General features: G+C 65.3%; 16 protein-coding genes and 1 riboswitch. Of the genes, 9 read left to right on the forward strand and 7 right to left on the reverse strand.

All coding sequences use genetic code 11. From position 1 onward, the window contains the following. Positions 1–67 precede the first annotated feature (67 nt). From AC3A4Z_RS16635 to AC3A4Z_RS16645, 3 genes are read left to right on the forward strand one after another with little or no spacing between them, the layout of a single operon-like run. The gene (locus AC3A4Z_RS16635; protein WP_498712762.1) at positions 68–1,120 is read left to right on the forward strand and encodes a zinc-dependent alcohol dehydrogenase; all 1,053 of its coding nucleotides are present in this window, start codon (positions 68–70) and stop codon (positions 1,118–1,120) included. A 2-nt stretch (positions 1,121–1,122) separates the two neighbouring features. Beyond that, positions 1,123–1,521 (forward strand): 6-pyruvoyl trahydropterin synthase family protein, encoded by a 399-nt coding sequence (locus AC3A4Z_RS16640; RefSeq protein ID WP_498712763.1) that lies wholly within the window; start codon positions 1,123–1,125, stop codon positions 1,519–1,521. A 4-nt stretch (positions 1,522–1,525) separates the two neighbouring features. Beyond that, on the forward strand, positions 1,526–2,605 hold the full coding sequence (locus AC3A4Z_RS16645) for a glycosyltransferase family 4 protein (protein ID WP_498712764.1): 1,080 nt from the start codon (positions 1,526–1,528) through the stop codon (positions 2,603–2,605). A gap of 49 nt (positions 2,606–2,654) precedes the next feature. Here the strand turns inward: AC3A4Z_RS16645 and AC3A4Z_RS16650 are convergent, their stop codons facing one another. Continuing rightward, positions 2,655–3,161, reverse strand: a complete 507-nt coding sequence (locus tag AC3A4Z_RS16650) for a nucleoside deaminase (RefSeq protein WP_498712765.1) — start codon at positions 3,159–3,161, stop codon at positions 2,655–2,657. Positions 3,162–3,222: 61 nt separating this feature from the next. On the opposite strand from AC3A4Z_RS16650, the gene AC3A4Z_RS16655 reads away from it, so the two are divergent. Genes AC3A4Z_RS16655 through AC3A4Z_RS16670 form a run of 4 tightly spaced genes read left to right on the forward strand, consistent with a single transcriptional unit; the run spans position 3,223 to position 5,871 of the window. Continuing rightward, entirely contained in the window at positions 3,223–4,068 is an 846-nt protein-coding gene (locus tag AC3A4Z_RS16655; RefSeq protein ID WP_498712766.1) for a phosphatase PAP2 family protein, read from the forward strand. Positions 4,069–4,110: 42 nt separating this feature from the next. Further along, on the forward strand, positions 4,111–4,746 hold the full coding sequence (gene upp / locus AC3A4Z_RS16660) for a uracil phosphoribosyltransferase (RefSeq protein WP_013599856.1): 636 nt from the start codon (positions 4,111–4,113) through the stop codon (positions 4,744–4,746). A gap of 45 nt (positions 4,747–4,791) precedes the next feature. After that, a complete protein-coding gene (locus AC3A4Z_RS16665; RefSeq protein ID WP_050056361.1) occupies positions 4,792–5,166 on the forward strand; it encodes a glyoxalase superfamily protein in 375 nt (124 codons plus the stop codon). Between the two features lie 24 nt (positions 5,167–5,190). Beyond that, positions 5,191–5,871: an HAD-IA family hydrolase gene (locus AC3A4Z_RS16670; protein WP_498712767.1), complete on the forward strand. Its 681-nt coding sequence runs from the start codon at positions 5,191–5,193 to the stop codon at positions 5,869–5,871. Here the strand turns inward: AC3A4Z_RS16670 and AC3A4Z_RS16675 are convergent. The 5 genes from AC3A4Z_RS16675 to AC3A4Z_RS16695 form a co-directional block, all read right to left on the reverse strand. Further along, a complete protein-coding gene (locus AC3A4Z_RS16675) occupies positions 5,852–6,250 on the reverse strand; it encodes a YdeI/OmpD-associated family protein (protein ID WP_498712832.1) in 399 nt (132 codons plus the stop codon). The genes AC3A4Z_RS16670 and AC3A4Z_RS16675 overlap by 20 nt on opposite strands. Positions 6,251–6,350: 100 nt before the next feature. After that, entirely contained in the window at positions 6,351–7,064 is a 714-nt protein-coding gene (locus AC3A4Z_RS16680) for an aggregation-promoting factor C-terminal-like domain-containing protein (RefSeq protein ID WP_498712768.1), read from the reverse strand. Between the two features lie 5 nt (positions 7,065–7,069). After that, a riboswitch (cyclic di-AMP (ydaO/yuaA leader) is annotated at positions 7,070–7,222 on the reverse strand. A 127-nt stretch (positions 7,223–7,349) separates the two neighbouring features. Continuing rightward, entirely contained in the window at positions 7,350–8,852 is a 1,503-nt protein-coding gene (locus AC3A4Z_RS16685; RefSeq protein WP_498712769.1) for a sensor histidine kinase, read from the reverse strand. A gap of 7 nt (positions 8,853–8,859) precedes the next feature. Beyond that, positions 8,860–9,564: a response regulator transcription factor gene (locus tag AC3A4Z_RS16690; RefSeq protein ID WP_498712770.1), complete on the reverse strand. Its 705-nt coding sequence runs from the start codon at positions 9,562–9,564 to the stop codon at positions 8,860–8,862. Positions 9,565–9,571: 7 nt separating this feature from the next. After that, positions 9,572–10,312, reverse strand: coding sequence for a response regulator transcription factor (locus AC3A4Z_RS16695; protein WP_498712771.1), 741 nt, complete (start codon positions 10,310–10,312; stop codon positions 9,572–9,574). A 647-nt stretch (positions 10,313–10,959) separates the two neighbouring features. Between AC3A4Z_RS16695 and AC3A4Z_RS16700 the strand changes: the two genes are divergently transcribed. Continuing rightward, the gene (locus AC3A4Z_RS16700; protein WP_498712772.1) at positions 10,960–11,826 is read left to right on the forward strand and encodes a winged helix-turn-helix domain-containing protein; all 867 of its coding nucleotides are present in this window, start codon (positions 10,960–10,962) and stop codon (positions 11,824–11,826) included. 219 nt (positions 11,827–12,045) lie between these two features. Beyond that, on the forward strand, positions 12,046–12,573 hold the full coding sequence (locus AC3A4Z_RS16705) for a SixA phosphatase family protein (protein ID WP_498712773.1): 528 nt from the start codon (positions 12,046–12,048) through the stop codon (positions 12,571–12,573). Positions 12,574–12,579: 6 nt separating this feature from the next. On the opposite strand, the gene AC3A4Z_RS16710 is transcribed toward AC3A4Z_RS16705, so the two are convergent. After that, positions 12,580–13,254 (reverse strand): hypothetical protein, encoded by a 675-nt coding sequence (locus tag AC3A4Z_RS16710; RefSeq protein WP_498712774.1) that lies wholly within the window; start codon positions 13,252–13,254, stop codon positions 12,580–12,582. Positions 13,255–13,259: the final 5 nt, after the last annotated feature.

The raw sequence follows: 13,259 nt of genomic DNA on the forward strand, positions 1-13,259 counted from the left end.
TCCGTGGTTGTCAAAGTAGCTGCCCAACTTTCCCCGACGCACGCGGGCCGCTAGATTCATCAGCAAGATGACTAACTCACGCGCGCCAATTCATGCAACGGCTTACTGGACTACTGCCCGGGAGCACGGCGAGCTCCGGCCCGAGGAGTTCCCCGCCCCCGGCAAGGGTGAGGCCCTGGTCCGCACCTTGTACTCGGGGATCAGCAAAGGCACCGAGATGGTGGTTCACCACGGTTCGGTCCCGCCGCGGGTTGCAGAGGAGATGAGGGCCCCGCATCAGGAGGGGAACTTCCCGGGTCCGGTGAAATTCGGTTACCTGTCGGTGGGTGTTGTAGAAGAAGGGCCGGCGGAGTGGATCGGCCAGCGCGTGTTCTGCCTCAATCCCCATCAGGACCGGTACGTGGTGGCGTTGGATGCCCTCACCAGGATCCCGGACAATGTTCCGTCCCCGCGCGCGGTCCTGACCGGAACAGTGGAAACAGCGGTCAACGCCCTGTGGGAGGCCGGTCCGCGTCTCGGTGATCGCGTGGCTGTTGTGGGTGCAGGGCTCGTGGGTGGCATGGTTGCCGCCCTGCTGAGGACCTTTCCACTGCAGCGCCTCCAGCTTGTCGACCTGGACCCGGCGCGCAAACAACTGGCAGACACCGTGGGCGTGGAGTTCACCCACCCGGATGACGCCCTCGCTGACTGCGACATTGTCTTCCATTGTTCTGCTTCCCAGGAAGGGCTGGAGCGCAGCCTCCAATTGGTGGGTGATGAGGGTGACGTCATCGAAATGTCCTGGTACGCCAACCGCGAGGTCACGCTGCCGCTGGGCGAGGACTTCCACGCCCGCCGCCTCTCCATCAGGGCCAGCCAGGTAGGAGTAGTGGCGCGCGCACGCCGCCACCGCAGGACCAATGCCGACCGCCTGGACCTGGCCGTATCCCTCCTGGCGGATCCGGTGTTCGACGCGTTCCTGACCGGGTCGTCTCCGTTCGCCGAACTTCCGGACGTGGTGCAGGAACTCGCAGACGGCACGCGGGACGCCCTCTGCCACGTTATCGAGTACCCCCAGGATGAAGAATCCCGGGAAGCCGAAGCCAGCCGTAAACTCCAAGCCCCCACAGACCAGAGGTAGCCATGTTCAGCCTGACCGTCCGCCGCCATTTTATGATCGCCCACAGCCTTCCCCGGGAGGCTTTCGGCCCTGCCCAGGCCCTGCACGGGGCCACCTTTGTCGCAGAGGTGACGTTCCGCCGTCGGACGCTCAACGACAACGCCATCGTCCTGGACATCGGCGCCGCGGGCACCCTCATCGAGGAGGTGCTGGCCGGCCTGAACTACCGCAACCTGGACGAGCACCCGGATTTTGAAGGCAAGCTCAGCACCACGGAGGCGCTGGCTGAGTACATTGCGCAGTCCGTTGCGGAAAAGCTGAAGGAAGACGACGACGGCGGCCAGCTCGCCGGCATCGACGTCACCTTGCGGGAGAACCCCGACGCGTGGGCCACGTACTCGCTGGACCTTTCCGCAGCCTGATCCCATGCGCCCTCTTCGGCTGCTTGTGCCCGCCAACATCCGCCACAACTCCGGCGGCAATGTCTACAACGCCCGGCTGGTGGAGGGTCTGAGGGCCTTGGGTGCAGCGGTGGAAGTCCTCCCTGTCGAAGGTTCCTGGCCGGAGTCCACAGCAAAGGAACGACGCCGGCTGGGCAGCCTTATCGGCGCCTGGGAACGGGAGACAGGACCCGGGGAACCAGTGGCCATCGTGGACGGGCTCGTCGCCGTAGGCGTCCCGGACGAGCTTGAATTTGCGGCGAAGGCCGGGCAGGAAACGTGGGTGCTGGTGCACATGCCCGTGCCCGAAGAGTCCGGAGCAGGGTCCTTGGAACGCGAGGCCCGGGCCCTTCGCGCGGCCTCGGGAGTCATCTGTACCAGCAGTTGGGCGGCTGACGTCCTGAAGAAGCGGCACGGATTGCGGGGGCTGCGCCTCGCCCTTCCCGGGACTGAAAGGGCACACCGGGCGGAAGGCTCGGTTCCGCCCCACATCATTACCGTGGCCGCCCTGTTGCCGAACAAGGACCAGGTGCTGGTGGTCGAAGCCCTGGCTCTTATCCGGGAACTTGAATGGACGGCGGCACTGGTGGGTTCGGACCAGGCAGACCCGGACTACGCCGGGCGTGTGCGGGCAGCTGTCACCGCACACGGGCTGCAGGACCGTATCCGGATTGCCGGGGAACGGAAGGGGCAGGATCTCGAAGACGAATGGAACCGCGCGGACCTGAGCGTCCTGGTTTCCAAGGCTGAGGCGTTCGGCATGGTGGTCACGGAAGCGCTGGCACATGGAATTCCTGTGGTGGTGCGCGCAGGGACCGGCGCAGTGGAGGCCCTGGGCTTTGCGGCGCCGGAACAAGGCAAAAGCGGAACGCTGCCTGGAACAGCAGTGCACTTTCCGGGAACTGACGGCCCGGAAGGCCCGGCTCTCCTCGCGGCGGTTCTGCGGAACTGGCTGCAGGACACAAGCACCAGGGACGCGTGGCGGGCGGCAGCCTTGGAAACCCGGAACAGGTTGCCGGGGTGGGACCAGTCGGCCCGGCTTGTGCTGGAAGCAGTCTCCCCATGACGCACCCCAAGATGACCCGGCGCGAACTTGAAACAGGAGAACGGGCCGCCTAAATCCCCGTGCGGTGCCCCGCAAAAAAGTCCCGCAGCAGCCCGCCGCACTCGGCCTCACGCACCCCACCATAAACCTCGACCCAGTGATTGAGCCGGCGCTCGCGGAGGACGTCAAACACCGAACCTGCCGCCCCAGCCTTCTCATCCCACGCCCCAAACACCACGCGGGGAATCCGCGCCAGGACAATGGCGCCCGCGCACATGGCGCACGGTTCCAGCGTTACCACCAGCGTGCAGTCGGCCAGCCGCCAGCCGTCTCCGCTGCTACCGGATGCCTGAGACAGCTCGCGCAGCCGCGCCGCCGCTTCACGGATGGCCACCACCTCGGCATGGGCGGTGGGGTCTCCCAATTCCTCCCGCTGGTTCCGTCCGGAACCCAGCACGCCGCCGTCGGGCCCTATGATCACTGCGCCGATGGGAACGTCCTCCGTCGCCAGGGCACTTCGTGCCTCCGCCAGGGCAAGGCCCATCCACTCGTGGTGATTCTTTTCTGCGGAGACCATGGCTCAATGATAGTTTCGAAGGATACCCACAGGCCGTGACGTACATCCGCCGGGAGGAATAGTGAGCACCGTCAGAGAACGCGTGGAGACGTGGATCAAGCCGTATGCCGCACTGTGGCTGACGATGGTCATCGGCGGCGCTTTGGTGCTCACCCTGGCCCTGCTGGGGGCAGAGGTCTACTCAAATGTGGTGGATGACGAAGGGCTTGCCAGCCTTGATATTCCCACCTTGGAATATTCACAGACGCTGCGGAATCCGGAAGTCGACGCCTTCGTCACCGGTTTCACCAACGTGGGCGGCGGAATCGGCATGCCCATCCTGGCCAGCATCCTCACCGCCTGGCTGACTTTCCTGAGCCGGACGTGGCGTCCCATTGTCCTGGTGGGCGGGGCAGCGCTCGTTTCCACGCTGGCCACCACGTACGGCAAGCGACTGGTAGGCAGGACCCGCCCCGATCATTCAGAGGCAGTGCCGCCCTACGAAACATCGCCGTCCTTCCCCAGCGGCCACACCCTGAACACCACCGTGGTGATCGGCGTCCTGGTCTACATCATGTGCCTGCAGTTCCAGATCCTCTGGGCCAGGATCACAGCCATCACGGCCGGTGCCATCTTCATCATCGCCATGGGGTTGAGCCGCGTCTTCCTCGGGCACCACTGGCTCACGGACGTGATGGCCGGATGGTTCCTCGGCCTCGCCTGGGTCTGCATGGTGATTCTTGCCCACCGGCTGTTCCATCTCATCCGCAGGCGCGAGCACGCCGGACCGGCCCCGACCTTCGAGCATCCCGCCATCCGCGAGGACCACAGCGGCGAAACGCAGCAGGGCGCGGGCACAGCAGGGTACGACGGCGGCTCCTCAGGAAGGAGCGACGGCGGCTCCTCCCGGAGGGCCGCAGGCAGCTGACGCTTGGGGAAGCGCCGAGCAACCGGGTGATAGTTTTGACGCATGCGCACTCTCGTTGTGGACCACCCCCTGGTCGCCCATAAGCTCACCGTCCTGCGGGACAAGAACACTCCGTCCCCGGTCTTCCGGCAGCTGACGGAGGAGCTGGTGACCCTGCTCGCGTACGAGGCCACCCGCGAGGTCCGCACCGAACCCGTCACCATCGAAACTCCGGTCAGCACCACCGTGGGTACCGCGTTCACCAAGCCCACCCCGCTGGTGGTCCCCATCCTGCGCGCCGGGCTGGGGATGCTCGAGGGCATGACAAAACTCGTCCCCACCGCGGAAGTCGGTTTCCTCGGCATGGCCCGCGACGAGGAAACCCTGGACATCATCACCTACGCCGAGCGCCTCCCCGAGGACCTCACCGACCGGCAGATCTTCGTCCTGGACCCCATGCTGGCCACCGGCGGTACCCTGCGCGAAGCCATCAAGTTCCTCTTCAAGCGCGGCGCCTCGGACGTGACCTGCATCTGCCTCCTGGCCGCACCGGAGGGCCTGGCCAAGCTGGAGGAAGAACTCTCCGGCGCGAACGTCACCATCGTCCTGGCTTCCATCGACGAAAAGCTCAACGAGAAGTCGTACATCGTTCCCGGTCTCGGGGACGCGGGCGACCGCCTCTACGGCATCGCCGGGTAGCCCACAAGCCTTTTCCATTCCTCGTCCCGCCGCTAGCCTGTGCGGATGGACTGGAAACTGGAACTTGTGTTTGTCCCTGTATCGGACGTGGACCGCGCCAAGGATTTCTACGTCAACAAGGTGGGGTTCAACGCGGACTTCGATGAGCGCCCCTCGGACTCCATCCGCTTTGTGCAGCTGACGCCCCGCGGCTCAGCCTGCTCGATCTGCATCGGGGAAGGGCTCAGTGACGCGCCTCCCGGCACCGGATCGAACCTTCAGTTGGTGGTCAACGACATCCACGCCGCCCACAAGCACCTGAAAGACAACGGGGTGGACGTCAGCGATGTGGACGTGCAGGCCTGGGGCCACTTCGTGTACTTTGCTGATCCCGATGGCAACAGGTGGGCCGTCCAGTACATCCCGGGGCGCGAAAGCTGACACCCAACGGGGAGAATGGGGATCATGACTGTCTCCACCCCGGCCGGAACCCGCACGCTGACTTGCCGCGCCGTCCTCTTTGACATGGACGGCACCCTGGTCGATTCCACTGCTGTGGTGGAGCAGGTCTGGGGTGAGTTCGCTGCGCGCTATGGCTTGGACCTCGAAGAAATACTCCAGACCTCGCACGGCGTCCAGGCGCGCGATACTGTCACCCGGTTTGCTCCAGCGGGCGCCGACGTCGCGGCACTGACGGCGGAACTCGGGGCGATGGAACGCCTCCGCACTGATGGCATTGTGGCCCTGCACGGCGCCGGCCGGCTGCTGGCAGCCCTGCCTCCGGATGCCGTTGCCCTGGTCACGTCCGCTGACCGCGTCCTGGCTGACATCCGGATGGAAGCAGCCGGACTGCCTATGCCAGCCATCGCAGTCGCGGCTGAGCTGGTGACCCGCGGCAAGCCGGATCCTGAGGGATACCTGAAGGCCGCAGCCTATCTCGGCGTGGATCCTGCGGACGCCCTGGTGTTCGAAGACGCTCCGGCGGGGATCGCCGCTGGGGTGGCCGCCGGAATCCGCACAGTGGCAGTGGGACCTAACACCGGCCCGCTGCCCGCCGGCGTACTGCACATAACGGACTACAGCGCGGTCGCCGTCGAAACCGGCAGGGACGCCGAAGACCGGACGGTTATTTCTTTCCGGCTTTGAGATCCGCCACTACCTTGGCAATACGCCGGGACCGCGTCTCTGGCGTCTTGGCCCCGCCCAGCGGCTCCACGTACCGCCGCTGCGCGCTGTAGCTTAGCGTCGCGTAAAACTCCACGGCAGCCGGTTCCGCCGCCATTGCTGCAGCGAGGTCCTCGGGGACTTCCACAATGCGGGGTTGCGTGTCCAGCTCCAGGTCCACTTCAACGGTGTCGCCGGCGGATACTCCGATGAAGTCCCGGTATGCTGAGCTGAGGGAGATCAGGTTTTGTCCGCCCATCACCGCGACGCTGCTCCGGTAGCTCTTGCCGTTGATGGTCACCACTACAGGCGGCCGCTTGCCCGCCTCCAAGGCTGCAAGGACTTCTCCGGGAACTTCAATGCCGGTCTTGTTTCCGCTGCCCTAACTTCATGGATCACAGTATGCCGGGCCGCCTGCTTCTCCAACAGGTGCCGCCGCCGCGCCACGGGTTCCGTATGGCTCAGTACCAGTTGTTGGACAGGTGGAAGTTCAGCGCGCCGCAGGGGGACTGGTAGCGCTCCTGGATGTAGTTCAGGCCCCAGGTGATCTGCGTACGGTAGTTGGTGAGGTAGTCCGCGCCGGCGCTCGCCATCTTTTCAGCGGGCAGCGACTGGACGATGCCGTACGCGCCGCTGCTGGCGTTGGTGGCCGTGGTGGTCCAGTCGGACTCCTTGTCCCACAGGGTCACCAGGCACTGCATCTGGTCTGGAGCCCAGCCGTAACTGGCGAGCTGCCCTGCAGCGTAAGCCTGGGCGCCGGCGGGGTCGTTGACGGCGACGACGGGTGCAGGCTCAGGAGCGGCGGCAGGCGCCGGGGCAGGCTCGGGAGCCGGGGCCGGAGCGGGTGCAGGCTCGGCAGCAGGCGCCGGTGCGGGCTCTGCTGCCTGCGGGGCCACCGCAATCTCTTCTGCAGCCGGGGCAGGCGCAGGGTTGGCCTGGATTTCGCTCTTCTCGATGCTGAGGTTGGACTGCGCTGCGGCCGCCTGGGTTTCGGTGGCGGAGACGCGGAGGCTGGACTCGGTAGCCTGTCCGGCCGCTCCGACTCCTACGAGGAGTGCAGCGGATGCCGCAAAGACAAAGGCGCGCTTGCCAATGAAGGGGACTTTGCCGGCATTGCGGCCAGCGTGGGACGCAGACTCGGAATTCGGGCGCGGTTTAGCAAGGAACTTGGACATGATGGATCGCCTCTCACACCTGCGGAGTTAGCTGTCGGGTTCGGATGAGGGCATCCGGCCGCACGGAAAATACACGTGCGTGCTTAACCCCAAGGGCAGTAATTGCCCGGGACTGTGGGTCCCCCGCCTCTGCCGTTGTGCTCAAGCGGAATCCGGGAAGCGGCAGAGCTTGGCGTCATCCGGATATGGGTTCCCGTCGGGAACCTCACCCAATCGACGGTACAGGAGTGCGGCGCTTAAGTCACATTTTGGTAACAGAGATCACGGTGGCGGCGCGTCACGTTGCTATGGCAGCTCGGGAAGTGGAAGTCGCAGGACGAATTGTGTCCGATCTGGCTGTGACGTCACCGTTACCTTTCCGCCATGTGCCTCGACAATGGACTCCACGATGGACAATCCCAGTCCACTGGTGCCTTCGGCAGCGGAGGCGCCTGCTTGGTCGTCCGTGCTCTTTCGTGCCGCGTCTGCGCGGGCGAAGCGTGAAAAGACATGGTCCACGAACTCGGCAGGAATGCCGCCGCCGTCGTCCGTTACGGTTACTACCGCCGCGCCTTCAGGCGACCTGCTCACGCCTGTCACCACCGTGGTTCCGGCGGGAGTGTGCTTGCGTGCGTTGGACAGCAGGTTCATCAGCACCTGCCGCAGCTGTGAAGCGTCACCGTTGACCACTACTGGCTCGTCCGGAAGCTCCAGCCGCCAGTTGTGTCCGGGCGCGATCACCTTTTCGTCGCTGACACCCTCAATCACCAGCTGTGTCAGGTCCACTTCACTGAGCTTGAGCGGCTGGCCCTCATCGAGGCGGGCCAGCAGCAGCAGGTCTTCCACCAGGGCCGTCATCCGCTCCGACTGGCTCTGAACCCGCGCCAGTGACTTTTCGCCGTCGGGGGTAAAGTCCTCAGTCATCCGCATCAGCTCGGTGTAGCCGCGAATGGCTGTCAGGGGAGTGCGCAGTTCGTGCGACGCGTCGGCCACAAACTGCCGCACCTTGGTCTCGCTCTTCTGCCGCGCCCGCAGCGCATTGGCGACGTTGTCCAGCATCAGGTTCAGCGCGTGGCCCACGCTGCCCACTTCCGTTCCCGGATTGGAGTTCGACGGCGGGACGCGCACCGCAAGTGCCACCTCGCCGGCATCCAGGGGCAGCCGTGAAACGCGGGTGGCCACCTCTGACAATTGCTCGAGCGGTTTCATGGTGCGGCGGATCAGGACGGTCCCCACCAGCCCGATGAGCAGCAGGCCGCCCAGGGAGACGAACACGAAGGTCCACACCAGGGAGGCCAGCGTACTCTCCTTGGCGGCGAGGGGGAGTCCGGTCACCAGGACATCGCCAAAGTTCGTTTTCACGGCTATCAGCCGGTAGTCGCCGTTGGAGAGGGCGCGGTCCACTGGCTGCGCGTCCGTTGCCAGGTCGAGCAGGGCCTGCTTGTCCTCCGCCGAAAGGGCCTGCCGGGTGGTGTCCGAGGCGAGAAATCCGGCGCTGTTGACCTGCCCGTTGAGGATGCGGGCGTTCAGGGTTCCCACGCTCTGGCCGCGGGCGTCCAGCGGGTCCCTTCCGTTGAAGCCGCCCATGGGCGGGCGGCCAGGATCGTTCGACCGGTCCGCGGCCTGGCTGAGCTGTTCGTCCAGCTGGCGGGTGAGGAATGCGTCCATGGAGGCGTAGCTGGCCACGCCCACCGCGCCGCAGATGGCGATCAGCAGGGTCATTGCAAGGAGGATGAGGCGGGTGCGCAAGTGCCAGGTGTCGGGCTTGAACCAGCTCCGGCGGTGGGGCGCGGCCGGTTGCGAAGACACGGTGCGCCTACTCCGCAGGCTTGATGACGTACCCGGCCCCGCGGACGGTGTGGATCATGGGCGGGTGCACGGCATCCACCTTCTTGCGCAGGTAGGAGATGTAGAGCTCAACGATGTTCGCCTGGCCGCCGAAGTCGTAGTCCCACACCCGGTCCAGGATCTGGGCCTTGCTGATCACCCGCTTGGGGTTCTCCATCAGGTAGCGGAGCAGTTCGAACTGGGTGGCCGTGAGCTGGAGTTCCTCACTGGCCCGGGTCACCTCCCGAGTGTCGACGTTCAGCACCAGGTCGCCCACCACCAGTTCAGCCGTATCCATGGCCGCCACGCCGGAACGCTGGACCAGCCGGTGCAGCCTCAGGAGGACTTCCTCCATGCTGAACGGTTTGGTGACGTAATCGTCGCCGCCGGCCGCAAGGCCCACGATCCGGTCCTGCACGGCGTCCTTGGCCGTCAGGAACAGTGCGGGGACCTCGGGCGCGAAGGCGCCCATGGGCGGGCGGCCAGGATCGTTCGACCGGTCCGCGGCCTGGCTGAGCTGTTCGTCCAGCTGGCGGGTGAGGAATGCGTCCATGGAGGCGTAGCTGGCCACGCCCACCGCGCCGCAGATGGCGATCAGCAGGGTCATTGCAAGGAGGATGAGGCGGGTGCGCAAGTGCCAGGTGTCGGGCTTGAACCAGCTCCGGCGGTGGGGCGCGGCCGGTTGCGAAGACACGGTGCGCCTACTCCGCAGGCTTGATGACGTACCCGGCCCCGCGGACGGTGTGGATCATGGGCGGGTGCACGGCATCCACCTTCTTGCGCAGGTAGGAGATGTAGAGCTCAACGATGTTCGCCTGGCCGCCGAAGTCGTAGTCCCACACCCGGTCCAGGATCTGGGCCTTGCTGATCACCCGCTTGGGGTTCTCCATCAGGTAGCGGAGCAGTTCGAACTGGGTGGCCGTGAGCTGGAGTTCCTCACTGGCCCGGGTCACCTCCCGAGTGTCGACGTTCAGCACCAGGTCGCCCACCACCAGTTCAGCCGTATCCATGGCCGCCACGCCGGAACGCTGGACCAGCCGGTGCAGCCTCAGGAGGACTTCCTCCATGCTGAACGGTTTGGTGACGTAATCGTCGCCGCCGGCCGCAAGGCCCACGATCCGGTCCTGCACGGCGTCCTTGGCCGTCAGGAACAGTGCGGGGACCTCGGGCGCGAAGGCGCGGATCCTTCCCAGCAGCTCAACGCCGTCGAATCCGGGGAGCATAACGTCCAGGACCAGGACGTCCGGGCGGAAGTCCTTGGCAAGCTTGACGGCCTCGGGGCCGTCAGCGGCGACGGCGACGGACCAGCCGGCCATGCGCAGGCCCATGCTCATAAGTTCTGAGAGGCTGGGCTCGTCGTCCACCACAAGGGCGCGGATGGGGGATCCGTCCGGGTGGGAGAGCTGGGGGAGATTGTTTGTCATGGAGTGCGGTGTGGCCATGGAACAACTCTCCGATCACTCGTTTAGCCCGGCCTTTGGGATTCCTGTGCCCTGGCTGTGAATCCCAGCCTAGCCAGCTGGAAGCCAAAACCGGGATGGAGCAGCTTGGCCGGACAGCGGTTCTTGGACTCTTCACGAAATTTTCTTTGTGACGACGGGGTGTCGCTGGACAGGAGTGCCATCGGTCAGGGGTGATTTTGGTATTCGACACGCAATTGAAGAAAAAGGACCAGCTTGGTCGGTCAGCCGAATTAAGTTCCCTCGATCGGCAATCGAACGGCCACGAGCTGGATAATGAATGACGTTCTGGAAGCACTCCAGAATCGTGATCTGCGCCACAAAGGAGGATTCTGTCTCACAATGCGGACTAATCGGTCCATTGTTACTTGCAAGTTAGCATTGTTACGCTGCACACTCTCATTGTGAACAAGAACTCAACAGCACCTGCAGCCGCAGACTATTGGCCCAGCACATCCGCTGCTGCCGACATGCGCTGTTGTCGAATGTACGCCTGACCTTCCCACCCCTCGAAGTTCTCCAGGCATTCGCCCCCCAGCCCAGCGTCGGGCGTCCCTCCCCAGTTTTCATTGCGGGGAACCCAAACATTCGAGCCGCGATGACGGCCATTCACATTGAGGTAAGCATCCATGTCAGTTGCATCTGGATACGTCCACATTTCTGTCCGTAACGCCGCCAAGGCCGGCCAGCCCTCCGGGCTCCGCCCCGGCTTCGCACCGCGCCCGTCGCTTGCGCCCACAGCACCCGGAAGCAGCTTTCCCGCCTCTGGCTACGCACCTCAGGGCTACAACCCCAACTCTTATGGCCAGCTTCGCGCCGTGACCCCGGCCGATTCCGCGCCGGTCACCGCTCCGACTCCCGTTGTCGCCGGGCCCAGCACTGTCCGCCCGGTGGCCAACGACAACGTAGCCCGCGGCTTCGTCCTCTACATGGGCATCGATGAGGAAACCGCAGCCGCTGCAGGTACTTCCATCGCCAAGCTTGCCCAGGAAATCCGCGCCTACGCCCAGTCCCTGGTTTCCGGCGCCGAGAGCTACGCAGCCGTCGCAGTGGCTCCCGCCGGCACACCCGGCTCAGCGCTCGACGTCGTCCGTTCCACCTTCGGTGACCCCACCGTCAACACCCGGCAGCGCACGGAAACCCCGCGGCCGCAGCAGCACCAGGAACCGCGCCCGTCCGGCGTCCTGATCGACCTTGCCCGCCGTGAAGTCCACCTCGACGGCGAATCCCTGAACCTGACCTTCAAAGAGTTCGAACTCCTGAACTACCTCGTGGAAAACGGCACCCGCACCGTGGGCCGCGACGAACTCCTCGAAGGCCTGTGGCGCAACGCCGAAGAAGTGCCCAACGAGCGCACCATCGACGTCCACATCCGCCGCCTCCGCTCGAAGCTTGGTCGCCTCGCCAACACCGTGCGCACCGTCCGCGGCCAGGGCTACCGGTTCTACGAGCACCCCGAAGTTGTTGTCTGGGCCGCTCCGGAATACTCGATCTAACTCTTACTCTGAAGCGCCTGTCCCGCTGGGGCGGGCGCTTCCGTTTTCGCGCCTGGTTGAAGCCTGGCTGCGTGTCACCACGAGCATGCTTTTGAGACCTTGGTCTTGGCTGAGGCCTGAATTTGGGCGGTTCCTGGTCTTCTTCGTTGCCAAAAGCGTGCTTGGCGTGACGGCATTTGGCTGAGACAGCGCTCCTTTGCCGGGCTATAGGCTTGGGCCATGAGTGAGCACCATCTTCGACGCCTTGTGATCATGCGCCATTCCAAAGCGGATTGGCCCGGCGGGGTCGCTGACCATGAGCGTCCGCTCGAGGAACGGGGGCACCGTGAGGCGCCTCTGGCCGGGCGGTGGCTGCTCAAACACAACATCGTTCCCGACTTCATCCTGTGCTCCAGCGCCCTGCGCACCCGCCAGACGTGTACGTGGGTGTGCTCAGAGCTGGGGGACAAGGCGCCCACGCCCAAGCTTGAGGACGGCCTTTACGCCGCCTCCGCCCTCCGGATGCTCACCGTGGTCAACCACGTCCCGGACACGGTTACCACTCTCATGCTGATTGCGCACCTGCCCGGCGTGCAGGACCTGGCCATGCACCTGGCCTCACGGGACTCCGACCACGAGGCCTACATGGACGCCGCCACCAGGTACCCCACCAGCGCCCTCACCGTCCTCGAGACCGAGAAATCGTGGGCTGAGCTGGACGGCCAGGATGCCCGGATCACCAAATTCAAGGTGCCGCGGGCGCACTGACGCCGGTCACTTCTTCGGGGCCGGGCGCCGTGGAGGCTGCCGCACGGAACCCTGCCGGGCTGAACCCTGGCTCCCCGCGCTCTGGCCGCCCGCACCCTGCCGCGCCGCACCCTGTCTTTGGGGCACCTGCCGGGCGGACGACGTCGGCTGCCGCACCGGGGTGCGTCCGGCGGAGGAGGTACGTGGCTGCGGTGTTCCTGCCGCGCCCTGGCGCCGTACAGGAGCCTGGCCCCGCGCACTGGCAGCAGGCCGCGAGGAGGCGCGTGCAGGAGCAGCACGCCCGATGGGCCGCCCCCGGCCCGGCCAGGCAGCGCCGATGAACAGCGCAGCCAGCGCCGTCACAATGGAGAGGGCGGCCAGGAAGAAGTAGTTGTCGGGGTCGTCGGTGGGCAATGGTGTACCAAAAATCGAGGATTCATCGGTGAACGCCAGCTCCCACGTGCTAAGGAAGGCGAGCGAACCCGCAATGGCCAGGCTGGTGGACAGGCCAGCGATGGCCAGCATCACGTAGCGCCGCCGCCGGAGGACTTCCATGATGCACGCTACATAAGCCAGTCCCAGCACGGCGAGAAACGCCACGAAGACAGGCTCTGCCAGGGTCATGCCCGTAAGAACCAGGAGCCCTGCAGCCACAATGCCGGTGATGACGGCAAACTTTCCGCTGATCCCCATATGACGCATGTGCA

The sequence above is a fragment of the Arthrobacter sp. Soil_C_49 genome (genome assembly GCF_057656635.1).